The sequence below is a fragment of the Luteolibacter flavescens genome (assembly GCF_025950085.1).
Classification (GTDB): domain Bacteria; phylum Verrucomicrobiota; class Verrucomicrobiia; order Verrucomicrobiales; family Akkermansiaceae; genus Haloferula; species Haloferula flavescens.
This window is the reverse complement of the sequence record NZ_JAPDDS010000005.1, coordinates 424,985-447,913: the sequence shown is the minus strand read 5'-3', so window position 1 is coordinate 447,913 and position 22,929 is coordinate 424,985. Positions and strand designations below refer to the sequence as shown.

The 22,929-nt window shown below is 66.8% G+C and carries 15 protein-coding genes; 10 read left to right on the top strand and 5 right to left on the bottom strand.

Features of this window, described 5'->3' with window-relative positions; genetic code table 11:
• Positions 1-686: 686 nt before the first annotated feature.
• The 3 genes from OKA04_RS11950 to OKA04_RS11940 all read right to left on the bottom strand — a co-directional run bounded on the left by OKA04_RS11950 (position 687) and on the right by OKA04_RS11940 (position 9,545).
• Positions 687-6,548 carry a beta strand repeat-containing protein gene (locus tag OKA04_RS11950; protein WP_264501396.1) on the bottom strand — a complete coding sequence of 1,954 codons (5,862 nt, stop codon included), beginning with the start codon at positions 6,546-6,548 and terminating at the stop codon, positions 687-689.
• Positions 6,549-6,769: 221 nt separating this feature from the next.
• Positions 6,770-8,986 carry a serine/threonine protein kinase gene (locus tag OKA04_RS11945; protein WP_264501395.1) on the bottom strand — a complete coding sequence of 739 codons (2,217 nt, stop codon included), beginning with the start codon at positions 8,984-8,986 and terminating at the stop codon, positions 6,770-6,772.
• Positions 8,964-9,545 carry an ECF-type sigma factor gene (locus tag OKA04_RS11940; protein WP_264501394.1) on the bottom strand — a complete coding sequence of 194 codons (582 nt, stop codon included), beginning with the start codon at positions 9,543-9,545 and terminating at the stop codon, positions 8,964-8,966. Before OKA04_RS11940 ends, OKA04_RS11945 begins: the two co-directional genes overlap by 23 nt.
• A gap of 270 nt (positions 9,546-9,815) precedes the next feature.
• Between OKA04_RS11940 and OKA04_RS11935 the strand changes: the two genes are divergently transcribed.
• Positions 9,816-11,000 (top strand): DUF6607 family protein, encoded by a 1,185-nt coding sequence (locus OKA04_RS11935; protein ID WP_264501393.1) that lies wholly within the window; start codon positions 9,816-9,818, stop codon positions 10,998-11,000.
• Between the two features lie 272 nt (positions 11,001-11,272).
• Here the strand turns inward: OKA04_RS11935 and OKA04_RS11930 are convergent, their stop codons facing one another.
• On the bottom strand, positions 11,273-11,542 hold the full coding sequence (locus tag OKA04_RS11930) for a type B 50S ribosomal protein L31 (protein ID WP_264501392.1): 270 nt from the start codon (positions 11,540-11,542) through the stop codon (positions 11,273-11,275).
• Between the two features lie 130 nt (positions 11,543-11,672).
• Positions 11,673-11,924 (bottom strand): hypothetical protein, encoded by a 252-nt coding sequence (locus OKA04_RS11925; RefSeq protein ID WP_264501391.1) that lies wholly within the window; start codon positions 11,922-11,924, stop codon positions 11,673-11,675.
• A gap of 27 nt (positions 11,925-11,951) precedes the next feature.
• Between OKA04_RS11925 and OKA04_RS11920 the strand changes: the two genes are divergently transcribed.
• The 9 genes from OKA04_RS11920 (at position 11,952) to OKA04_RS11880 (ending at position 22,880) form a co-directional block, all read left to right on the top strand.
• Positions 11,952-12,185 (top strand): hypothetical protein, encoded by a 234-nt coding sequence (locus OKA04_RS11920; protein ID WP_264501390.1) that lies wholly within the window; start codon positions 11,952-11,954, stop codon positions 12,183-12,185.
• A 49-nt stretch (positions 12,186-12,234) separates the two neighbouring features.
• Positions 12,235-12,726: a bifunctional nuclease family protein gene (locus OKA04_RS11915; protein ID WP_264501389.1), complete on the top strand. Its 492-nt coding sequence runs from the start codon at positions 12,235-12,237 to the stop codon at positions 12,724-12,726.
• A gap of 107 nt (positions 12,727-12,833) precedes the next feature.
• On the top strand, positions 12,834-15,374 hold the full coding sequence (locus OKA04_RS11910) for a DUF1592 domain-containing protein (protein WP_264501388.1): 2,541 nt from the start codon (positions 12,834-12,836) through the stop codon (positions 15,372-15,374).
• A 29-nt stretch (positions 15,375-15,403) separates the two neighbouring features.
• Positions 15,404-16,753 carry a DUF1552 domain-containing protein gene (locus OKA04_RS11905; protein ID WP_264501387.1) on the top strand — a complete coding sequence of 450 codons (1,350 nt, stop codon included), beginning with the start codon at positions 15,404-15,406 and terminating at the stop codon, positions 16,751-16,753.
• A 57-nt stretch (positions 16,754-16,810) separates the two neighbouring features.
• Positions 16,811-18,058 (top strand): GNAT family N-acetyltransferase, encoded by a 1,248-nt coding sequence (locus OKA04_RS11900; RefSeq protein WP_264501386.1) that lies wholly within the window; start codon positions 16,811-16,813, stop codon positions 18,056-18,058.
• Between the two features lie 133 nt (positions 18,059-18,191).
• Positions 18,192-19,403 carry a M29 family metallopeptidase gene (locus tag OKA04_RS11895; RefSeq protein WP_264501385.1) on the top strand — a complete coding sequence of 404 codons (1,212 nt, stop codon included), beginning with the start codon at positions 18,192-18,194 and terminating at the stop codon, positions 19,401-19,403.
• 69 nt (positions 19,404-19,472) lie between these two features.
• On the top strand, positions 19,473-20,336 hold the full coding sequence (locus OKA04_RS11890; protein ID WP_264501384.1) for a S1 family peptidase: 864 nt from the start codon (positions 19,473-19,475) through the stop codon (positions 20,334-20,336).
• A gap of 127 nt (positions 20,337-20,463) precedes the next feature.
• On the top strand, positions 20,464-21,150 hold the full coding sequence (locus OKA04_RS11885; protein ID WP_264501383.1) for a response regulator transcription factor: 687 nt from the start codon (positions 20,464-20,466) through the stop codon (positions 21,148-21,150).
• Complete coding sequence (locus tag OKA04_RS11880; protein ID WP_264501382.1) at positions 21,147-22,880, top strand: sensor histidine kinase; 1,734 nt, start codon at positions 21,147-21,149, stop codon at positions 22,878-22,880. The genes OKA04_RS11885 and OKA04_RS11880 overlap by 4 nt, the downstream gene beginning before the upstream one ends.
• Positions 22,881-22,929: the final 49 nt, after the last annotated feature.

The following is a 22,929-nucleotide window of genomic DNA, read 5'->3' as shown; positions in this document are numbered from 1 at the left end:
GGAGGGCGGAGGGCGGAGGGCGGAGGGCGGAGGGCGGAGGGCGGAGGGCGGAGGGCGGAGGGCGGAGGGCGGAGGGCGGAGGGCAGAGGGCAGAGGGCAGAGGGCAGAGGGCAGAGGGCAGAGGGCAGAGGGCAGAGGGCAGAGGGCACAGTCAGGACATGGGGACACGGTGCGGGTTACCCACGTCTTGAATCTGGACCGACGAACCGGACAGGGGTGGATCTTATGGCGGGGTCCGTTGATCGGGTTCTTCAGGGCCAAAGGCCCGGCCATCCCTCAGCCCGGGCCATCGGCCCGGGTGTGGACGCGGGGATGATGGCGGCCTGAAGGGCCGCGATACGGGTGGGGATGTCCGCCGGTGGGATGATCGCCGGTGAAGAGGGCGATGGTGTCGGCGAATGGTACGGGGGCGTGTTGGTGAAGGCGGTCATTTCCCCTATCGCGTCCCTTCAGGCCGCCGATCGTCCGGTGCCGCATACCCGGGCCGATGGCCCGGGCTGAGGAATGGCCGGGCCGTTGGCCCTGTAGAATGCCCCCGACTTCCGACTTCCGACTTCCGACTTCCGACTTCCGACTTCCGACTTCCGACTCCCGACCTCCGACTTCCGACTTCCGGACACAAAAAGGCCGGGAACCGTTCCCACGGTTCCCGGCGACCCATTTAACCCAAGAGACCGGCTATCCGATCAGGGATTGGTCACGGTCACCTGCAGGAAGCCCTTGCCGGGTGTGCCGTTCGATCCTCCAAGGCTGAAGGAGCGATATTCATAAGTGATGCCGCCTTGCTGGAACGTCGCGGCGGGCAGGCCGGTGGTCACGGGATCGACCACGTTCACCACGGTATTGAAGCTCGCCAGGTCCGTGCCGCCGCGGACGCGGACGGTGTAGCCCTCGAAGGTCACGCTCGGATTCGCCACACCCGTCGGGAAGGCAGGCGTGCCCTGTGGCACCGCGATGGTCATCACCAGTTCCTTCTCCGTGCCGGCATCGCTGCTGTCGGTGATGAAGGTGTGGACCTTCGGGTTGTTCGCACCGTCCAGCGGGTGGCCGCCGAGGATGTATTCCAGGCCGTTATCGAAGCCATCGTTGTCCGGATTCTGGCCGGGCAGGTTGTTCGCCGCGGTCAGGCCCAGCGCCGTCGCCCAGGTGCTGAAGCCACCGGTCGGAGGCGTGGTGCCATTCGTCGCGAGCAGCATGCCGGGGCCGGTGATGCGGGCCGTCTTGTTCGTCGCCGAGGAAGTCAGGCTACCCCAGGTGCCCGGGGCCTGATCCACGCCGTCGATCTGGAAGCGGTCCACCGTGTCCGTGCCGCTGTGCGTCAGGTTCAGCACCGCGGTCGCAGCCACGTTCACCGCCGCGCCATCGGCCAGTGAAGGCTGGGCGATGCTCAGCGTGCCGCCGCTCACCGTGGTCGCGCCGGTGTAGATGTTCGTCGCGCTCAGCGTCCAGGTGCCGGTGCCTTCCTTCGTCACGCTCAGTGAGCCGGTGCCATTCGAGATGGAACCGCTCGCCACGCCATTGCCCGCGCCACCCAGATACAGGTTACGAGCATTGCCCGTGGTGGTCAGGATCGCGCCGGACAAGGTCAGCAGGCCGGCGTCCGACTGGATGTTCGCCCGGTTGCCACCGGTGAAGAGGTCGATCGAGCCGCTGAGCGTGTTGTTCCCGCTGACATTCAGGATGGCCGCGCTGGCGTTGTTCCGCTGGTTCAGCGTCATCGCATTCGCCAGCGTGATGCCGCCGGCCAGCTCGAGACGGCTGGTCGGTCCGCCCGGTGCGGCACCGCCGGTGCCGTCGAAGGAAACCGTGCCCGTGCCGAGCGCGGCGGTGGCCGTCACGCGGAGCACGCCTGCGCCATTCGCCGCACCGATGCGGGTGCCGCCGGTGTAGGTGTTGTTCGCGCCGGAGATCGTCCAGGTGCTGCTGTTCGTCTTCGCCAGCGTCACAGCCGCCGTGCCATTCGAGATCAGGCCGGTGATCTGGTTGTCGGTGGTGGTGCCGCCGAGTTCCAGCGTCTGCGCCGTGGCTCCGACGAGCTTCGAGACGGTGCCGATGGTGATGCCCACTCCGGCGGCTTCCGTCGCCACGGGATTCAGGATCGTGGTCTGCACCGTATCTGCACCCAGGCCGAATTGCGCCAGGTTCAGGTGGCTCGTGCCCGAGGTGACATTCGCGCCATTGGTCACGCTGATGGTGCCGCCGCCCACGCCATTCGCACCCGCGGTGGTGAGGGCATGGGTGATGCCTGCGCCCGCGGCCGAGCGGTTCAGCAGCACGGTCGAAACGACCGGCGTGCCCGTGGCGAAGCCGTAGATCGGCCCGCCGCCATCGTGCGCCAGATCCAGCGTCGAGGTGCCCGCCATGCGGATCACGTTTGGCGCAGCCGGATTTGCAGGCGTGCCAAGCGCGGTCGGATTGCCGAGGACCAGCGTGCCCGCATTCACGGACGCTCCGGTGCCGGTGCCGGTATTCGCCACCGGGATGCTCAGGATGCCGCCGCCGACCGTGGTCGTGCCGGTGTAGGAGAGCGTGCCGGACAGCGTCACGTTCGCCGTGCCGCCCTTGTTGATGCCGAGCCCGCCCGTGCCACCATTCGCCAGCGTGCCGGCGAAGGTCTGGTCAGCGGTTGGATTGATGAAGAGCCAGCGCTCCACGGCGGCACCGTTCGTGATGGTGCCGGTGCCTGCGAGGCCCGTCGCGGTGAAGTCGCCGCTGTGGGCACCGTCCGTGCCGCTGCGGTTGATCTGCAGCGTGCCGTTCGCGACATTCAGCGTGCCGCCGATGACGCTGCCCGCTGCCTGTGCGCCATTGCTGGCCACCACGAGCGTGCCCGTGCCTTGCTTCGTCAGGCCCAGTGCGCCGGAGGTGATCTCGCCCACGCCCAGGGTGTTTGCCGCCACCGTCACGGTGCGGTCGGTCAGCACCGCATCGAACATCGAGACGCCGCCCGTACCCATGTCGAGGCTGCTGGAGCCGATGAAGTTGATGTCGGTATTCCAGGCTTGCTGGAAGTTCGAGGTCATCACGATCGCCTCGCCGCTCGTATTGTCGAGCATGCCGCCATTGATCGTCAGCAAGCCGGTGCCGAGCGCCGTGGCGCCGTTGATGTTCAGCGTGCCTGCCTCCAGCGTGGTGCCGCCAGTGTAGGTATTCGCCGCAGCGATGGTGAGCGTGCCTGCACCGGTCTTGGTGAGGGTCGTCTCGCCGCCGATCGATCCGCTACCCGTGAAGAAATACGGGTTCGCCGTGTTGTTCACCACCACCGAGGCGGGCAGCAGCGTTCCATTGAGCGTGACCGTGCTGGCGGCCGGGCGCTCGTTGAAGGTCACGGCGTCGCCATTGAAGTAGTTGCTGAAGCCACCGCTCCAGCCCGTGGTATTCACGCCCCAGGTGCCGTTCGTGGAGTTCCACGTCAGGCTGCCCGTGGTGACGGTGCCGATGACCTGCTGGCTGCCGGTGTCATTCGTGATGACCGTGCGGAAGCCGGACGAGGAGAGGTTCGCGAGACCCGTCACACCGCCCGCACCGTATTGGAAGAGCGTGTAGGGGTTGCCATTGATCGGCGTGCCGCTGAAGACCAGGTTCGTCGGACCCGAGAAGGTCACGCCGTTCGCAACCAGCGGGAAGGTGGTCGAAGCGGACAGCGTGGAGCCGGACTGCATCGTCAGCGATCCGCTGGTCGAGCCCGAGCCCGCGAGCGTCGCGCCGCTCTTCACCACGATGGGCGAGACCATGGTGCCCTGCACGTCCAGCGTGCCGGCATCCACGTTCGTCGTGCCGGTGTAGCTGTTGCCGAAGCCGCCGAGGACCAGCGTGCCCGCGCCCTTCTTCGTGAGGCCGCCGGTGCCGGCGTCGCCGACCACGTTGCTCTGCTCCAGCGTCTGCTGGATGGTCACGTTGTGGGCGTTCGTGTCGATGATCGCGCCTGCATCGCGGACGTTGGCGCGCACCGTCGTCATACTGCCGCCGAAGTTCATCAGCGTGCCGTTCGCCGCCGCCTTGAGCGTGCCGCCGTTGAAGTTGAAGAGACGCGTGCCCGAGGTGTTCGTGGAAACCACGGACGGCACGGTGAGCGTGCCGCCGTCGAGATTGTAGATGCTCGACGAAGTGGCAGATCCGCTCAGGGCCAGGTCCAGCACGCCGGTGCCGCCCACGGTGGTGCCCGCGTCGCTGAAGAAGGTTACCGAGCCGCCGGTCTGGTTGATCACCGAGGTGCCGGAGCTGCCGGTGTTTCCGATGAGTCCCTTGATCGACGAATTGTTGATCAGGTTCAGCGAGCCGCCGGTCACGTCCACCTGGCCCTTCGCCGTGTCGTAGTAGGAAGAGATCAGCCACTTCGCGCCGCCGGATCCCAGGTTCAGCGTGCCGCCGCTGACGACCAGCTTGCCGAGGTTGTTGTTCCCCGCGAAGCCGAGAATCACGTCGTTGACCGTGTTCAGCGTGCCCGTGCCACCCACGGTGACGGTGCCTGCCACGGTGTTCTGGTTGTTGTTGCCGCGGGCGATGGTCAGCGCGTTGAAGTTCGCCGTGCCGCCGGTCATCGTGAAGGAGCCGGTGCCATTCGGGCCGGTGCCATTCGTGACCGAGCCGCCGACGCGCACTTCACCGCCGGTGGTGAAGGTGCCGCCGCTCTGGGTCGCAACGCCGGTGCCCGTCTGGAAGCCGATGTAGGTGATGCCGGTGCCGAAGTTGACGGTGCTGCTGCCGTTCACGTTGAAGGTGCCGAGACCGCCGTTGCCGAGATACTTGATGCCCGTGCCGGCCGCGGTGAGCGTGGCCGAGTCGTTCAGGGTCATCGTCATGTTCGTGCCCGCGGACTCCGCCAGCTTCAGCTCGCCATTCCCGGAGATGGTCATGGAAGACGTGCCGTTCAGCGTGATGGTGCCCTTCGGCAGGTTCGCGGCGCTGCCACCGTCGAAGCCCGCGCTGACATTGCCCGCGGTGATGGCGGCGGCATTGTTCAGCTCGAGGTCGGACGAGACACCGCCGATGCCATTGCCACGACCGATGGAGAGCCAGTTGCTCGTGGTCAGCGAACCGGCATCGAGCCGGAGCTTCGCATCGAGGCCCGTGGAGCCGTTCGCGCGGCCGAAGGTGCCACCGATGACGACTTCACCGTTCGGGGTGTGCGCGCCGCCATTCAGCAGCAGCGTGCCCTGGCGGACGACGAGCGGGAAGGCCGCCGCGCCTGCTCCGGTGTAGGTGCCGCCTGCGGTCAGCTCCAGCGTGCCGGTGCCCAGCTTGATGAGGCCGAGGTTGTTCGTGGTGGTGAAGGCATTACCATACGTCACCGTGCCCGGGGCATTCGTGGTGTCGATGCCCACCGAGGTGCCCGCCGGGAGCGTGACCGCGGCACCCTGGCCGCCGGTCCCCGCGAGCAGTCCCGCGATGGTGCCAGCGCCCGTGCCGGTGGCGGTGAATTCACCCGTGCCGCCGACATTGATCGCGACGCTGTTCCCCGAGGTGGCGGTGACCGCACCCGTGGCAGGCATCGAGGCGATCTTGCCGAACTGGATCATCGAGCGGCTGTCCACCGTGCCCATCGCGGTGCCCGTGGTGTAGGCCTGCGCGCCGGTATAGACCACGTGACCGGAGCGGACGGTGATGGGGATGGTGGAAGTGATGGCACCGCTGACCGTGAGCTTGCCCGTGCCAGCCGTGGCGAAGACGCCACCGGCATTGGTCGCCGCGGTGATATTGATCGGGCCGCTGTAGGTGGCGCTGTCGCCCGGCAGGTGAATGACACCCTGGCCGGTGATGCCGCCGCCATTCAGCGTGAGGGCATTTGCGATGTTCACCCCGGCTCCGAGCTGGAGCTGGTTGTTCCCGCTGTTGATGGTCACGCCACCGGTGCCGAGCGCGGAGCTGTTCGCCGCGTTCAGGACGCCGGAGATGGTCGTGCCGCCGGAGTAGCTGTTCGCTCCGGAAAGCGTGAGCACGTGCGCGCCGGTCTTCGCGAGGGCGAGCGTGCCGGAGCCGTTGGAAATCGCGCCGCTGACATTCGTCACGCCGGTGCCCGCCACGGTCAGCGTCTTCGTGCCGGTCTGGGTGGTGGAGATGCCGCCCGCGACGGTGAGGCTGTTGGATGCGGCGGCCTTGCTGTTCGTGAGGGTCACGCCCTCCGCACCGGCTGCCGTGCCGAGGTTCAGGTTGGCATTCACCACCTGGTTCGCCGCCACCGTGGCATTCACGGTGATGCCGCCCGCGCCCTCGATGGTGAGCGTCTGGCTGCCCACCGCGCCGCTGCCGATGACGTAGGGCGCTGCTGCCGCGGTGTCGAAGAGGATGGAGCGGACCGTCACGCCGCTGCCGAGATTGATCACGTCGTCCGCTCCGCCTGCCGTGGCGAAGGTGGCGACTTCATTCGTCGCGGAGCCAGGCACCGGCGAGGCGCTCCAGTTCGCGGCGGTGGCCCAGGTCGCATCGGTCGCGCCGGTCCAGGTGGCGCTCACGGCAAAGGCACCGGGGGTGGCGGCGAGGGTCATGAGCGCAGCAGCGCGCGACACGGAGATGGCTATCGCCGGGATCGGGGAATACTTGGATTTCATGGGTTCTCTGGCTCTGGGTTAAAGCTAGCTTTGGGTGGTCCCCATTGGGCGTGGGGACGCTCCTCGGAAAAGGCCGAGGAGAAGGTTTCAACGGGACAAACGAGAAGACCGGGAAAACCCCGACACACCTCCGGGAACTTTTTTCGCCAATTCCGAAGATCGTTTAATTGCTGATAATTAAAGCACCGTTGCCTCCAGAATCGGCATACTCCCCGCCCGCCTCAGTCCTCCGAGCCCACGATCATCTCCTCCGCCTCGCGGAGGAATATCCGGGCATTCCCCCAGTCGAACCACAGGTCCACCGAGGTGCCGAGCTGGAAGGGCGTGCTCTCCCACCCGGCGACCTGCTCGCGGGCGTCCAGCAGCGCGGTGCGCGCGTCTTCCAGGCGGCCCTGTTTGAAATCGATCATCGCCAGAAGGATGCCATTCGACGTGCGCAGCGAGCCCGTGGTGGCGGGCGAGGCGGAGCTGCGGCGGGACCAGTAGCCCGCGGTATCGAGATTTCCCCGGCGGTAGGCGACCAGCGCGAGGGAGAACTGCCGCCACGCCGCGAGGTAGGGATTCCCCTCCATCTCCGGCCCGTGCATCGAGGTCTCCAGCACGGTGGCCAGAGTCACCACGCCCTCCAGCGTCTCCTCGTCGGCGGGCTCCAGCAGCACGGCCTTGATCACCTGCCCGGCCACGGCGGGATTCCCCGAGGACTCGAATCTCCGGATGGCCAGCTCGCGGAAGCGCACATACTGGTCCGGCTCGCCCCACTCCTTGATGGCCGTGGCGGCGGGCAGCAGGATGCGCGACATCTGGTCGGTGTCCGTCATGTCCACGCTGGTGATGGCGGGCACCAGCGCGCTGAATCTCTCCGCGGCCGTCTTCCACCGCCCCTGCAGCAGGTTCCAGTCCGCCACCGCGCGCAAGGTATCCGCCGCCTCCAGCGAAAGCGGCGTGCGATCCGGTGTCAGCCCGGCGAGCAGGGCATCCGCTCGCGCGAGCTCGCTGTAGCGGACGAGCACCGCGGCCTGCGTGACGAGATCCGCGGACTGGGTCTTCTCGCGCAGGCGGACTTCCTCTGCGCGCGCCTGCTCGGCCACGGTCTTCGCCCGCTCCGCCACCTCGCGCAGCCGCGCCTGCTCCTCGCGCGCGCTCTTCTCGCTGAGGAAAAGCCACGTCGATGTCCCGAAGCCGACGACCAGCCCGAAAAGCGCCACGCTACCCGCGGCGAAGGCGATGCGGTTCCGCCGCACCATCTTCATCAGCAGGTAGCCCCGGCTCGGCGGACGCGCCAGCACCGGCTCCTCGGCGAGGTAGCGCTGCACGTCCATCGCCAGGCCATTCGCCGTCTCGTAGCGGCGGCCGCGGTCCTTCTCGATCGCCTTCATGACGATCCAGTCCAGATCACCGGCCAGCTCCGCTCGCAGCCGCTGCGGGTCCGCCGCCCGGTGCTCGGCGATCATGCCGATCTCGTCCTTCGAGACGCTCCGCAGGCGGCTCGACGGCATGCCCGTCTCCTCGTCGCGCAGGATGCTGCGGATCTCGTCCGGCCCGCGGTCCTTGAATTGCTCCGGGCTGAAAGGCGGCCGTCCGGTCAGCAGCTCGCACAGCATCGCGCCGAGGCTGTAGATGTCGCTGCGCGTGTCGATGTCCGTGCCGCCCTCCGCCTGCTCCGGGCTCATGTAGGAGGGCGTGCCGACGAGCTGCCCGAGCTTCGTGTAGGTCACGTCGCCCTCGAAGCCGCCCGCCGTCGCCTTCGCGATGCCGAAGTCGATCACCTTCGGCTCCGCCCGACCGTCGTGGTCGCGCACCAGCACGTTCGACGGCTTGATGTCGCGGTGGATGACGCCCTTCTGGTGCGCGTGCTGGATGGCATCGCAGACGCGGGTGAAAAGCTCCAGGCGCTCGCGCAGGTCCAGGCGCTTGCGGTCGCAGTAGTCGGTGATCCTCTCGCCATCCACCAGCTCCATCGCGAAGAACGGCCGGCCGGACGCGGTGGTCCCGGCATCCAGCACGCGCGCGATATTCGGGTGGTCCATCAGCGCCAGCGCCTCGCGCTCCATGGCGAAGCGCGCGATGACGCTCTCCGTATCCATCCCGAGGCGGATGATCTTCAGCGCCACCTTCCGCTTCACCGGCTCCTGCTGCTCCGCGAGATAGACCACGCCACAGCCGCCCGCACCGAGCCGGTCGATCAGCCGGTAGGGGCCGATGCGCGCGCCCAGGCCGCCCTCCCCCTCGCCCGGCGTCTCCTGCACCGGCTCCACCGCGGGCTGGAACTCGAAGAACTCCTCCGCCTCGCCCCGCGCCTCCAGCAGCACCTCCAGCCGCTTCAGCCGCGCCTCGTCACCACGACACGCGAATTCCAGGAAGGCACGCCTCTCCTCCGCGGTGGAAAAATTCGACGCCGCGACGAAGAGCAGCCGGTTAATCGACGGTGGCTGCTTCATCGCCGGTCTCCTCCCGGATCATCTGGTAGAGCAGCGCCTTCGCATACGCCCAGTGGCGCTCCACGGTCCGCTCCGTCACCCCGTCCATCGCCGCGATCTCCTGGTTCGTCAGCCCGCCGAAGAATTTCAGCGTGATCAGCCGCACGCTGTCCGGCTCCTCCGCCTCCAGCCGCGTCATCATCTCGTCCACCAGCAGCACGCGCTCGTCGAGCGTCGCGTCCGCCAGGTCGAACTGCTGCATCTCGAAGACCTCGGGATTCACCGCGCGCTTGCGGGTCGCCTTTGCCCGGGCGCGATCGACCAGGATCTGGCGCATCGCCTGCGCGGCGGAGCGGAAGAAGTGCGCGCGGTCATTCCACACGCGCCCCTCCTCGCTGGAGAGCTTCAGCCATGCCTCGTGGACCAGTGCCGTCGGCTGCAGCGTCTGCCCGGGCGCGAGGTTCGACATGCGTTCCCGCGCGACATTCCTCAGCTCATCGTAGACGAGCGGCAACAGCTCCGCCGACATGGGGAGCGCGTTCCCGCCAGCCGTCTCGAGGATGCGCGTGAGTTCGCTCAAAATTGGGTTTTTCACAGCCTAGGATCCCGGGTGAAGCTTGTCGATGGGAAGAAGTGTCCGCACCCGGCTCGCGCGGAGACGGGTGAATACCACAGGCCGGAGATGTGCTCGGGTTTTCGGGAACGACTGCGATCCCTGTGAAAGAAAGAACGGAATCCCCGCACGAAACCCGACAGCCGCGTCACTTCACGGCTACTCCGGCGCATCCTGCCGCTAAGATCTCCCGTTGAGGAAATCGTGAAGCGGCCTAGGCTCTCCCCGATTTTTCCCATGAAGCGTCCTACTTTCCTTCTCTCGCTCGCGGCCTGCGCCGGACTGCAAACCACCCTGCCCGCCGAAGAGGCAAAGCCCGCACCCGCCGCCCCTGCGCCCGCCAAGGAGGAAGCAAAGCCCGAGGCGGAAGCGAAACCGGAGACCAAGGCCAAGGCGGAGTCCGCTGGCGGCCACATCTTTGCCTGGCCCTTCATGGAGTGGGAAAAGATGAAGCCCCGCGGCGGCACGACGCAGGGCTCCGAGGTCACGCTCTTCGAAGGCGCGAAGGATTCTTGGAAGAAGCTCCACGAGCCCGGCCTGGCCAAGCAGGAGCAGGACCGCCGCGCCATCCTCGCCATGGCGGGGAACTACCGCGTGAGCTTCGACTTCACCGAGACCCTCGGCCTCGCGGAGAATTTCAAGCCAACCCGGCCGTACTTCTCCTGGGGCACGGAGAACGTCACCGTAATCGAGGACTCCGCCGACTTCGTCAGCCTGCAGCACTCGCTGGTGATGTATTTCAAGGACGAGAAGGGCGAGACCAGTGGCCCGCACGTCATGAAGCATTGGCGGCAGGACTGGACGTGGGAGGATCCCGAATTGCAGGTCTATCAGGGCGACATGACTTGGAAGAAACAGTGGACACCGGACCGCAAGGGCCGCTGGTCGCAGGCCGTCTTCCAGGTGGACGATTCACCGCGCTACGAGGTGGCCGGCACCTGGACGCACGATGGCGGGCTCTCCACCTGGCGCAGCGATGACTGCCCGCGCCCGCTGCCCCGCCGCGAGCACACCATCCGCAAGGACTACAACGTCCTCTCGGGCATCCACGAGATCAGCATCACGCCGAACGGCTGGGTCCACATCCAGAACAACGCCAAGGTCCAGGTGGACAAGGACGGCACCCGCAGGACCGTCGGCAAGGAGATCGGCGTGGACCGCTACGAGGAAATCACCGCCCCGGAACTCGCCCCCGCCTTCAACGACTACTGGACGAAGACCAACGGCTATTGGAAGGACGTCCGCGACACCTGGGCCACGATCCTGAAGGAAAAGGAGACCTTTTCCATGAAGGACACCTACGACGGCAAGCAGCTCTTCATGATCCACTTCGGCCACGCCGCCAAGCTGGAGAAAGGCGAGGACGCCGGGGACAATCTCAAGCACGCCCAGGAGACCATCGGCCACTTCCTCAATCCCTGAGCCGGTTCATTTGGAGGACCGGGAGATTCAAGGACCGGGATGGATAGGATGGATCGGATAAAGGCAGGAGAAGGATCGCGGGAACTTGCAGAAGCGCGTCCCTGAAATCCTCTCCCTCCGTGGCCCCGGCTTTCAGCCGGAGGTCCCTATCTGCATCCCATCCTATCCATCCCATCCATCCCGGTCCTTTCTTTAGCTTCCAATGCCAGCCAAAGAAAAACGCCCGGCCGCGGATGCGGACGGGCGCTTGGGAAATTGCTGCGCGAAGCGGCTTAGCCAACCTTCGGCTTGGTGGCGCGGCGGACCGCACCGAAGCGCTTCTGGAACTTGTCGATACGGCCTTCGGTGTCGACGAAGGTGGACTTGCCCGTGAAGAACGGGTGCGAGTCCGACGTGATGCCGATCGAGATGAGCGAGTGTTCCACGCCGTCGATGACTTCCTTCTTGTCGGAAGACTTGGTCGAGCGGCTGACGAAACGGGCACCGGTGGTCATGTCAACGAAGACGACCGGATTGTACTTGGGATGGAGATCCTTTTTCATGACGGTAGAGGGCCCGGCACGTTACCGACGCGACGGGAGGGCGGAGGATGCACGCCACCAGCCCGGTGTCAAGCGGGCGGACCGGGTGACGCAGGCCTAATTTTTAAAGTATCCCGCGGTCGGAATCGCCTCAATCGGCCTGTGGAGCACCGAATTCCGCAAGCAGCTCCGCCCTCGTCACCCGGCCCCTGTCCTCGACAAATTTCCATGTGGCGAGCCAACGAGCCTCATCGTCATCCATCATAACGAAAAGCCTGCCATCAGCAGCGATCCACTGTGTCGGCTGCTCTTCGATTGAATACCATTCAACGTAGTAAGGGTTCGCCAAAAGATATTCAGCAACCTTCGAAGGGTTCCACCCGTCTTCATAGGCTGGTTTCATCGTCATTAGATGAACTAAACTCAGACAATGAGCAACCCCGCTGAGACCAAGGCCGCGCGCTGCTTCAGGTTCTTCATCCTGATTCTCGTCAGCCTCCCCATCTCGCTCCTGGCCCTGTATGCCGGATTGTCCGCTCTGTCCGGGTTACTGGGACTTTCCCTGATGGCGGACGGACAGGGCTTTTTACAGATCATGCTCCTTGTCATCCCGCTGGCTGGAATCGCATTCTGGGTCCGCCGGTCGAGCCGGAAGTCCTGTTGAGGATCCTCCCGCCCCGCGCTTTGTCAGCACGGCACGATTTCATCTTGGATTGCCACGGTTCCGCGGCGAGAAATGCGACGTGCCTGACTTGGTCCGCGTCGAACCCATCGCCCTGCTGCCCACCCCTGCCGGCTGTGCCGTCTTCCTGGGGGATGGGCAGAAGTCCATCGTCTTCTACATCGACCTCGCGATCGGGGCCTCGATCAATGCCGCCCTCGCCGGGGAAACCCCGCCGCGGCCGCTGACCCACGATCTCTACCTGCTGACGCTGGAGGCCTTTGGCGCAAAGGTCCGCCGCGCGGTCATCGTGGCCATCGACAAGGAAATCTACTACGCCCGCCTGATCCTGGAGGCGGAAAACGAGATCATGGAGCGCAAGATCGTGGAGCTGGACGCCCGCCCGAGCGACTGCATCGCCATAGCCGTGCGCGCCGGGGCACCCATCTTCGTGCTGCGCGAGCTGTGGGAGACGCTGGAGGACATGACGTCCGTCCTGCAGGACATGCGTGACAAGGGCATGGACCTCGGCGGCGGCGCCTGAATAGCGCGACGGGCCCGAGGCGGCCACAGGAAGACCTTTCCCGGGGATTTCCTCGCCAAAAGGGACACCATCGCCTCACATGGAGGCGCATGTTCCGCCCACCCGCCGTGCCCCGCCGTGTCCGGTTCCTCGCCGGATTCACAGGATTCGCCGGGCTGATGCCGTGTCTCCTCGCGCAGGAGCCGGAGGCCGCGGGCATGCGGGAAGCGGTGGCGCCTTTCCTCGAGGCGCACTGCATCTCCTGCCACGGGCCGGACAAGCAGAAGGGCCACCTGCGGCTGGACACGCTGTCGCCGGACTTTGCCAATCCGCACGCGGCGGAAAAGTGGAAGGAAGTCCTGAACGCGGTGAACGCCCGCGAGATGCCCCCGGAGGACGAGCCCCAGCCGGACGCCGGGGACGTGGAAAAATTCGCCCTGTGGGTGGAGCAGGCGCTCGCCCGCGCCGAGATCGCCAGCCGCTCGGGACGCGTGGTGATGCGGCGCATGAACCGCTCCGAGTATGACCGGACGATCCAGGACCTGCTCGGGATCGACTACTCGCCATCGGACACCTTTCCCGATGACCCCTCGGCGGGCGGCTTCGACAATATCGGCCAGGCGCTGACGATCTCGCCGATGCAGGTGGAGCTTTACTATGCCGCCGCCTCCCGCGCGCTCGACCTGGCCATGCCGGAAGGCCCGCGGCCGGAGCCGATCCAATGGCGCTTCGAGCCCGAGGAAAACACCGCGGGCATGGACCGCCTGCGGGTGAAGCGCGACGGGAACAACATCCTGCTGAACCGCGGTGAGAATGCGGTGGAGAACGGCTTCACCGTCGTCCACCACGCCTCCTGGGACCGGGGCATCGGCTTCCGCGCCTTCAGCGTGCCGGCGGAGGGCGAATACATCCTGCGCTTCCGCGCCGCCGGCCGCATCCCGACCCGCGCGCAGGTGGTGAAGAGCGCGACGGACCTGTTGCAAAAGCAACTCGACGATCAGCTCGCCAATGACCCCGGCGGCGAGAAATACCATCGCGAGGGCTTTGCCACGAATGTCGCGCACTTCCGCACCCACCGGATGTATGATTACGGCCCGCCGCGGGTGAAGATCACGCGGCACCTCGGCGGGGCACCGCTGGTGATCGCGGAGATGGACGTGGATGCCCCCGTGGCCCAGCCCGCGACCTACGAGGTGAAGCTGCGGCTCACCCCCGCCGATGCGGGCATCTCGCTCGACTACGCCTACGACGTCCCGCGCCATCTGGAGAACTTCTGGATGCAGGAGCGCGACTCCTTCGCCCGGCCGGAATTGCTGGTCGACTGGCTGGAGCTGGAAGGCCCGCTGGTGGAAAGCTGGCCGCCCGCGTCCGCCACCCAGGTGCTTGGGAGCGCCGAGACCACCGACGAGGACGCCCGCGCCCGCGCGGTGCTGGCGCGCTTCCTCCCGCTGGCCTACCGCCGTCCGGTGAGCGACGCCGAGGTGGCGTCAAAGCTCGCGCTCTTCCACAAGGTGCGGGCCGACAAGCCGACCTTCACCGCCGCGATCAAGGTGCCGCTCGCCGCCGCGCTTGCGTCCCCGCACTTCCTCTACCTGGTGGAGCCGGAGACCGCGGGCGATGCGCCGCGGCACCTGGATGCCCACGAGCTCGCCTCGCGCCTGTCCTACTTCCTCTGGTCCTCCATGCCGGATGCGAAGCTGCGCGGCCACGCGGACGATGGCACCCTGCTGAAAAAGGAAGTGCTGCTGGCCGAGGTCCGCCGCCTGCTCGCCGACCCGCGCAGCGGCGCGCTCGTGACGAACTTCGCCGGGCAGTGGCTGGGCCTGCGCAAGGTCGGCGCGAATCCCCCGGTGCCCGCGCTCTACCCGGACTACGACCGCCATCTGGAGATCTCCATCGTCCGCGAGTCGGAGGGCTTCTTCGCCGAGATCCTCCGCCACGACCTCGACGCGAGGAATTTCATCCGCAGCGACTTCGTCACCATCAATGAACGGCTCGCCCGCCACTACGGCATCCCCGGCGTGAAGGGCGATGCGATCCGCCGCGTGGCCGTCCCGCCCGGCAGCGCGCGCGGCGGGCTGGTGACGCAGGCGTCGATGCACTCCATCACCTCGAATGGCACCCGCACCTCGCCCGTGCTGCGCGGCACCTGGGTGCTGAAGACGCTGCTGGGCCGCGATCCCGGGCTGCCGGTCGCGAATGTCGGCGAGATCCAGCCAAAGGTCCCCGGCATCGACAAGGCGACCGTCCGCCAGCGCCTGGAGATCCACCGGCAGGTCGAGTCCTGCGCGCGCTGCCATGACAAGATCGACCCGCTAGGCCTGGCGCTCGAGAACTTCAATGCTGCCGGCGAATGGCGCGACCGCGAGGGCCACGGCTACAACGGCCGCATCGAGCGGGACGACCCGCTCATCGACGCCAGCGCGAAGATGCCGGACGGCACCGCATTCCATGGCGTCGCCGGATTGCAGGAGCAGCTCCTGAAGGATGAGGACCTTTTCCTCAATGCACTCTCCGGCAGGCTGGCGACCTACGCGCTCGGCCGCGAACTCGGATTCGCCGACCAACCGGCGGTGCGCGGTTACGCGGCGGAGATGAAACGCGGCGGCTACACGCTACGTTCACTCATCGAGGCCATCGTCCTGTCCGAGGCCTTCCTCACCAAGTAAGCCACGCCATCACCTAGCCAAGCTGACCCGTGAAACCGCTCCTCCATTCCCCGATTCCCCGCCGCATGGCATTGCGCGGCCTGGGCGTCACGCTCGGGCTGCCCTTCCTGGAGGCGATGCTGCCGCGCTCGCTGCAGGCCGCGCCATCGACCTACCGCCCGCTCGGGAAGTCCGGCAGCGCCCCGGTGCCGCGCGCGATCTTTTGCTACGTGCCGAATGGCGTGAACATCCTCGACTGGCTGCCGAAGGACCAGGGGAAGGGCTACACCCTCTCGCCCACGCTGGAGACCCTGCGCGACCACCGAGACCACTTCTCCGTGCTCAGCGGCCTGGGCCATCCGCGCTGCACCGGTGGCCACAGCGGCGGGGATACCTGGCTGACCGGCGCCGACCTGCGCTCCGTGCCGGGGAAGGACTACACGAACACGGTCTCCATCGACCAGATCATCGCGGAGCGGACCGCCGCGCACACCCGCTTCCCCTCGCTGGAGATCGGCGATGAATCCGGCACCGGCACCGCCCTGCACAGCCACACGCTGGCCTTTGACCGCAATGGCACGCCCCTGCCCGCGGAGAACAGCCCGCGGCGTCTCTTCGAGCGCATGTTCGTGGCCGATGACGCGGGCTCGCGCGATGCCACGCTGAAGCGCTATGCGGAGAAGCGCAGCGTGCTCGATGAAGTGCTCGGCGAGGCCAAGGCGCTCGACAAGAAGCTCGGCCGCGCCGACCGCGACAAGCTCGCCGAGTACCTGGCCGCCGTGCGCGAGACCGAGCGCCGCGTGGAGCGACAGGTCGAGTGGGTCGACGTGCCGAAGCCGGAGATCGCCCGCGACGGCCTGCAGCTCGACAGCCAGCCGGGGAATGCGCACGACCGCCCGATGTGGCTGGATGTGATGCTGGAGCTTTCCTACCTCGCCTTCGTCACCGATGCCACGCGGGTCATCACCTTCGAGTGGGCGCGCGAGGCGGGCGGCTTCGGCGTCGGCGGGGAGAATCACCACGAGCTGTCCCACCACGGCGGCGACCCCGGCACCTTGAAAAAGCTCGCCGCCGTCGATCGCGGCTACCTCGAGCGCCTCGCCCGCTTCCTCGATTTCCTCCGGTCCACCGACGAGGGCGGCCGCCCGATGCTCGACCACACCATGGTCGTCTATGGCTCCGGCATGAACAGCGGCCCGGGCGGCGACCACTCGCCGAAGGACCTGCCGCTGCTCGTCGCCGGTGGCTCCGCCTGGGGCCTGAAGCACGGCCGCCACATCGCCCACGACCCGGAGAAGCACCCGCCGCTCACGAACGTCCTCCTCACCGTCGCCCAGAAGATGGGCGTGGAAAGCCCCGCCTTCTCCGACAGTTCCGGCGAATTCACGGAGATGCTGTGAGTGGTGCGACGCGAAGCCGGGGTTGAGTCCGGCCAAAGATCTGTCAGATAGTCCCTCATGAACATCATCCGCAGGGCGCTCGCGGTGCGCGACATGCTCGCCGAGCGCAAGCGCTTGCGCGGCCCGGCAGGGCTCCACTACGCCATCGCCGACCGGATCGGGATGCTCGATGCGGACGCGTGGAACCTCCTGACGGAAAGCGCGGGATTCTTCCTGTCCCGCAGCTACCTAGCGACGCTCGAGGGCGTGCTGCCCGCGAATATCCAGCCGCGCTACGCCCTCATCTACGACGCCACGCACCGGCCCGTCGCGGCGGTCTGCATGCAGCTCGCCGACATCGGCATCGGCCAGGTGCGGAAGCAGAGGGAACCCGCACCGGACGCTTGCTCGTGCTCGTGCCCCTCACTGGAAAAGCTGGCGGGCAAGGTGAACCAGCGGGTCCTGATCTGCGGGAATCTCCTGAGCTACGGCCAGCACGGCGTCGCCTTCGTGCCGGACTTCCCGGAAGACATCATCTGGCACGGTGTGGCCGAAGTCCTCTACCGCGTCCGCATGGCGGACAAGCTGCGCGGCAAGACCCACTTCGTCCTGATCAAGGACATCCACGCGCCCTACCGCGCGGGAGCCTCGTCGCTCGCGAACCTCAGCTTCCGCTATGTGGAAACGGAGCCGAACATGGTGCTCGCGCTCGATCCCTCGTGGACTTCCCACGGCGACTACCTCGCCAGCCTCTCGTCGAAGTACCGCGCGGGGATCCGCAACAATGTCTTCAAGCCCATCGAGCAAGCGGGCTGCACCGTCGGGCTGCTGCCGGACATCGGCCCGCAGCAAGGCCGCGTCCACGAGCTCTATCGCGAGGTGCACCGCAAGGCGGACTTCCGGCCCTGCGAGCTGAGGCCGGAGTATTTCCCCGCCCTGCAGCAGGCCGTCGGCGAGCGCATGCGCTGCAGCGCGATCTGGCGGGGGGATGAAATGCTGGGCTTCCTCATCACCCTCGCGGACGGCGAGACCGCGTACGCCTACCACATCGGATTTGACCGCGAGGCTGCGGCCGGGCTGCCGGTTTACCTGAGGCTGCTCCACGCCGGGATCTCCGATGCCATCGCGCTGGGATGCAGGCGGGTTTCCTTTGGCCGCACCGCGCTAGAGGCAAAGGCCGCGCTCGGCGCGAAGCCGGAATCCTTTGGCGTGATGCTCCGCCACCGGCAACCGGTGCTCAATACCCTGATCAAGCGCCTGCTGCTCTGCGTGGAGCACGACGAGGCACCGGAGCGGAACCCCTTCAAGACCGTGGCGAAGGCCTGAGGTCAGGGCGGGGATTTCGTATCCACGCGAGCCGGAATCCCCGCTTCCGGAAACCCATCCGCCGCCCTGACGTGTCCCGAGTGACAGAAAAGTGCCCTTGCGCCGCCGGTCATCGGTCCTAGCTTCAGGCCCTATGTCTTCCTGCGCCAGCCTCCCCGCCTACCTCTCCGAGGAAATCATGCTCCACCCGGAGAAGCGCGATTTCCCGGCCTTCGATCTCGTCCGCCTGCTGGGCACCGTTTTCCTGCCGACCCAGGGCTGCCGCGTCTGCATCCTGACCGACTTCGACGAGCCTGCGGGGCTCATCAAGGACTTCAATTTCCTCACCCAGCCCGGCTTCCCGGTGCAGAAGAAGGCACACGAGGCCTTCTACGAAGGCCTGAAGAACGGCGCCATGGCCGAGCTCGGCATGACCGGCGGCGAAATGTTTGCATACAAAACCACCCATGGCTCGAACCTCGACCTGCAGGACGAGGTGTGGGACACGGACGGCAAGCAGCTCTCGCTGGATGCGGACATCTACACGAAGTACGACCTCATCCTCTGCATCTCCACCTTCTCCGCCACCGCGCCGCTCACGGCGAAGGCGAAGGAATTCGGCTTCCGCGGCGCGACGCTGCACGGGCTGAATGACATCATCCTCGGCTCCGGCCTGGCCGTGGACTACGAGGAAGTCTCGAAGGACGCCGAGAAGCTGCGCCTGGCGCTGACGAAGGCGGACGACATCGAGATCGACTTCGCGCTGGAAGACGGCCGCATCCTCACCGCGTGGCTCGGCCTCGGCGGTCAGGAGGCCCAGAAGTCGCACGGCCTTTGCCAGGGCGAGATGCCTGACATCGCAAACCTGCCTGCCGGTGAAGTTTACTTCGTGCCGCAGGACGCACGCGGCCACTTCCCGATGAAATACGAGGACGGCACCCTCGGCGTGCTGACGGTGGAGAACCGCAACATCATCAAGTCCGAGCTGATCGAGGGAAACCAGGCCACCATCGACGCCCACAATGCCCGCCTGCAGGACGACCCTATGACCGGCACGCTCGGCGAGCTGGGATTCGGCACGCAGGTGCTGCCCGTCTCCGGCGCGGACATCCAGGACGAGAAGGTGCTGGGCACCTGCCACCTGGCCACCGGCCGCGACGATCATCTCGGCGGTGACATCGTGCCGGACATGTTCAAGAAGCACGAGAACTCGACGCACGACGACATCCTCTTCGCTCCGCACAAGACGCCGAACTTCAACATCAAGCAGGTCCGCATGAAGCGCGGCAACCAGCGCGAGGTGCTCATCGAGAACTTCCGCCCGGCGCGCTATCTCATGGATGCGCTGGCAGGCAGCCAGGGCTGAGCGGCGTTTTTCCGCTGGAAAAATCCGAATAATAGAAAAAAACAGGGGCTGACTCGCTTTATCTGCGTAATGCCCCACCTGCCTCCTTTCAAGCCGCTGCTGCTCGCCATCCTGCTGTCTCCCGTCCTGTCGATCGCGGCGCCGCCCGTGATCGACGACGGGCAGTTGATGCGCTCTTTCCAGACCGGGGTGGGCGCATTCGTCGGCAACGAAGGCATCCCGGCCGCCGATGACATCGCGAAAACCTCGAAGGCCGCAGTTGCTTCCGAGCAGCCGATCACGCTGGAGCAGAAGCCGGTGGCCTCCACGGACTACGAGCAGATCTCGAAGTCCATCTTCCTCGTCGGCTCGGTTTACAAGTGCGACAAGTGCTCGGACTGGCACGCCGGCGGCGTGGCCACCGCATGGTGCGTGAGCGAGGACGGCCTGATGGCCACGAATGCCCACGTGCTGGCATCCGCCAAGGGCGCGGCGATGGGCATCTGCGACCGCGAGGGCAAGTGCTACCCCATCACCTCCGTGGTGGCCGTGGATCCGGACGCGGACGTGGCGCTCTTCCGCGTGAAGGGCGAAGGCTTCCAACCGATGCCGCTGGGGAAGGCCGCACCCATCGGTGAAAAGATCCGAGTGATCAGCCACCCGGGACGCCGCTACTTCATGCAAACCTCCGGCGAGGTCTCTCGCTACTACCACCAGCCCGCACACCGCGAGAAGGGTGCCGCCACCTGGATGTCCATCACCGCGGACTACGCGAAGGGCTCTTCCGGCGGCCCTGTCTTCAATACCGCGGGCGAAGTGGTCGGCATGGTCTCCAGCACCCAGACCATCTACTACAACTCCGAGGACGGCACCCCGAACGGCCCGATGCAGATGGTCGTGAAGAACTGCGTGCCCGTGGATGCCATCCGCGCGCTGGCAGAAGGCGCGAAGTAAAGCCGCGCACGAAGCTGAATTTACACGCCGTTTACGGACGGCGCCCCGGTTTCCGGATAGGAGGTTCTCGTGATGAGAACCTCCTTTTCTTTTGTCCGGGAAGCCGGTGAGATGATTCCGGCAAGTCATGTCTGATACCACCATCCTCGTGATCGAGGACGACGCCGCGATCCGCCGCGGGGTCGTCGATGCGCTGGAGTACGGTGGTTATCGTACTTTGGAGGCGGGCGAGGGAAACGGCGGGCTGGATCTCGCGCTGCGTGCAAACTACCGGCTGCTGCTGCTGGACCTGGTGCTGCCGGGGCGCGACGGCTTCTCCATCCTCTCCGAGCTGAAGAAGAAGCGGCCCGGCCAGGCGGTGATCATCCTGTCCGCACGCGGCGAGGAGAATGACCGCGTGCGCGGGCTCGGCCTCGGCGCGGACGACTACGTGATGAAGCCCTTCAGCGTGCGCGAGCTCCTCGCCCGCGTGGAGGCCGTGCTGCGCCGCACCTGCGAGCGCCCCGCCCCGGCGGAGGAGCGGGACCTGCCCGGCGGCCGAGTGGACCTCACCTCGGGCAAGATCGCCTTCCACGATGGCGATGGCGCGGATCTCTCCGAACGCGAGACCGGGCTGCTGCGCTACCTGCTGGATGCCGCGGGCAGAGTCGTTTCGCGGGATGAAATCCTCCGCCACGTCTGGGGGCTGGATCCCGGGCGGACGGAGACACGCACGCTGGACATGCACATCATGCACCTGCGGACAAAGCTGCGCGACCGCGACCAGCAGATGCTGGTGACAGTGCGTGGCAAGGGATGGAGATTCCACACATGAGCCTGAAGCGGAAAGATTGCCTGCTGGTCCACGGGCTGGTGGCCGTGTGCGCGGTCGCCCTGCTCGGCGCGATGGCGGCCATCACCCGCGGCACCATTTCCGCGGAGCGGGAACGCGCGCTCGCCGAGTCCCGCGCCATCGAGCAGGAAAACATCCGCCTCGCCCTCTGGCGCATGGACGCCGCCGCCACCGCATGGATCGCCGATGAAGCACAGCGCCCGGTGATTTCCCCGCCATCGAAGGAGCCGCCGAAGCAGGAGATCCGCCTGCGCTTCGAGGCTCGGGAAGACGGCTCGCTCGTGCTGGATCGCCCGGAGGTCTCCGCCGAGTTGCGCTCCGTGCTCGGCCTCGGCACCTCCGACAGCGAAATCTTCCCCTCGGTCTGCAATGCCATGCCGGACCTGCCGATGTCATGGTCCGCCCCCCCTCCCTCCCCCGCCCCGCCGCAGGAGGGGAAGGCCATCGCACAGCAGCAGCAACAACAGCGCGCGACGAGCGCCTACCAGGTGGAGGCGAACCGCAAGGAACTCGCCACCCGCGGACAGGCCGTGAAGGGCGCGCTGGACGTCAGCCAGGCGAAGTATGAGGACCAGGTATTCCTCCAGAATGCGGTGCCGCACTCCACCTGGAATGTCGCCCCGGACTGGGCACTCGCGCGCAATGGCCTGCCCCGCCCCGCATGGGTCTCAGGCGAACTTTTCCTGCTACGACATCTCCAGTGGAAGACCACGGACGGCTCGCTGCTGCGCGCCATCCAGGGCACGTGGATCGATGCCGCGCTGCTCCAGCAGGCGCTGCTCGCGAGGATCGGCGATCTCTTCCCGAATGCCCGCCTCACCCGTGCGGCGAGCCCCGATGACAGCTCAGGCATGATGCTCGCGAGCTTCCCGCTGAGATTCGAGGCAGGCACCGACGCCATGGCCCTCGCGCCGGAGATCCCGCGCGCCATCTGGCTGCCGCTCGCCGCGGGTTGGATCACCGCCATCCTCGCCATCGCCGCCACCTGGCTGCTCGTCGGCGGACTCTTCCGCCTGAGTGAAAAGCGCGCGTCCTTCGTCTCCGCCGTCACGCACGAGCTGCGCACGCCGCTCACCACCTTCCAGCTCTACTCGGAGATGCTGGAGAGCGGCGCGGTGAAGGAGGAGAAGCGCGGCGCCTACTTCCGCACGCTGCGCCGCGAAGCCGAGCGGCTCTCGCACCTCGTGGAGAACGTGCTCGCCTTCTCGCGCATCGAGCGCGGCAGCGCGCGGGCGACCACCGTGGAGCTGGGCGCGGGGGATCTGGTGCGGCCGATGATCGAGCGGCTTGCCGAGCGGCTGTTGGAAACCGGGCTTTCCCTGAAGGCGGATCTCGATGCTCCCGCATGGCAGGCCATCGTGAGGACGGACGTGACCGCGGTGGAGCACGTGCTCTTCAATCTCATCGACAATGCCGCGAAGTATGCCGCGGGCTCGACGCCACCCGAGTTACACCTGGAGGCCGTGCTCAAGGGCCGCTCGCTCGAGCTGCAGGTCCGCGATCATGGCCCCGGTATTCCCGCGCGGGAGCACCGCCGCGTCTTCCGCGCCTTTCACAAGTCCGCCGCCGCCGCTGCGGAGAGCCGCCCCGGCGTCGGGCTCGGCCTCTCGCTCTCCCGCCGCCTCGCCCGGACCGCCGGTGGTGATCTCCTGCTGGCGAAGTCGGAAAAAGGTGCCTGCTTCGTCCTCGTGCTGCCGCTGGCCGCCCGGTGAGCGACACGAATTTCGCTCGCGGGATTCACGGACCTCGCCGACCGGTGGA

Excerpts from the sequence above, each read along its gene's own strand:
- OKA04_RS11950 (WP_264501396.1), bottom strand. The coding sequence starts at position 6,548 with ATGAAATCCAAGTATTCCCCGATCCCGGCGATAGCCATCTCCGTGTCG.
- OKA04_RS11945 (WP_264501395.1), bottom strand. The coding sequence starts at position 8,986 with ATGAAGCAGCCACCGTCGATTAACCGGCTGCTCTTCGTCGCGGCGTCG.
- OKA04_RS11935 (WP_264501393.1), top strand. The coding sequence starts at position 9,816 with ATGAAGCGTCCTACTTTCCTTCTCTCGCTCGCGGCCTGCGCCGGACTG.
- OKA04_RS11930 (WP_264501392.1), bottom strand. The coding sequence starts at position 11,542 with ATGAAAAAGGATCTCCATCCCAAGTACAATCCGGTCGTCTTCGTTGAC.
- OKA04_RS11925 (WP_264501391.1), bottom strand. The coding sequence starts at position 11,924 with ATGAAACCAGCCTATGAAGACGGGTGGAACCCTTCGAAGGTTGCTGAA.
- OKA04_RS11920 (WP_264501390.1), top strand. The coding sequence starts at position 11,952 with ATGAGCAACCCCGCTGAGACCAAGGCCGCGCGCTGCTTCAGGTTCTTC.
- OKA04_RS11900 (WP_264501386.1), top strand. The coding sequence starts at position 16,811 with ATGAACATCATCCGCAGGGCGCTCGCGGTGCGCGACATGCTCGCCGAG.
- OKA04_RS11895 (WP_264501385.1), top strand. The coding sequence starts at position 18,192 with ATGTCTTCCTGCGCCAGCCTCCCCGCCTACCTCTCCGAGGAAATCATG.
- OKA04_RS11890 (WP_264501384.1), top strand. The coding sequence starts at position 19,473 with ATGCCCCACCTGCCTCCTTTCAAGCCGCTGCTGCTCGCCATCCTGCTG.
- OKA04_RS11885 (WP_264501383.1), top strand. The coding sequence starts at position 20,464 with ATGTCTGATACCACCATCCTCGTGATCGAGGACGACGCCGCGATCCGC.
- OKA04_RS11880 (WP_264501382.1), top strand. The coding sequence starts at position 21,147 with ATGAGCCTGAAGCGGAAAGATTGCCTGCTGGTCCACGGGCTGGTGGCC.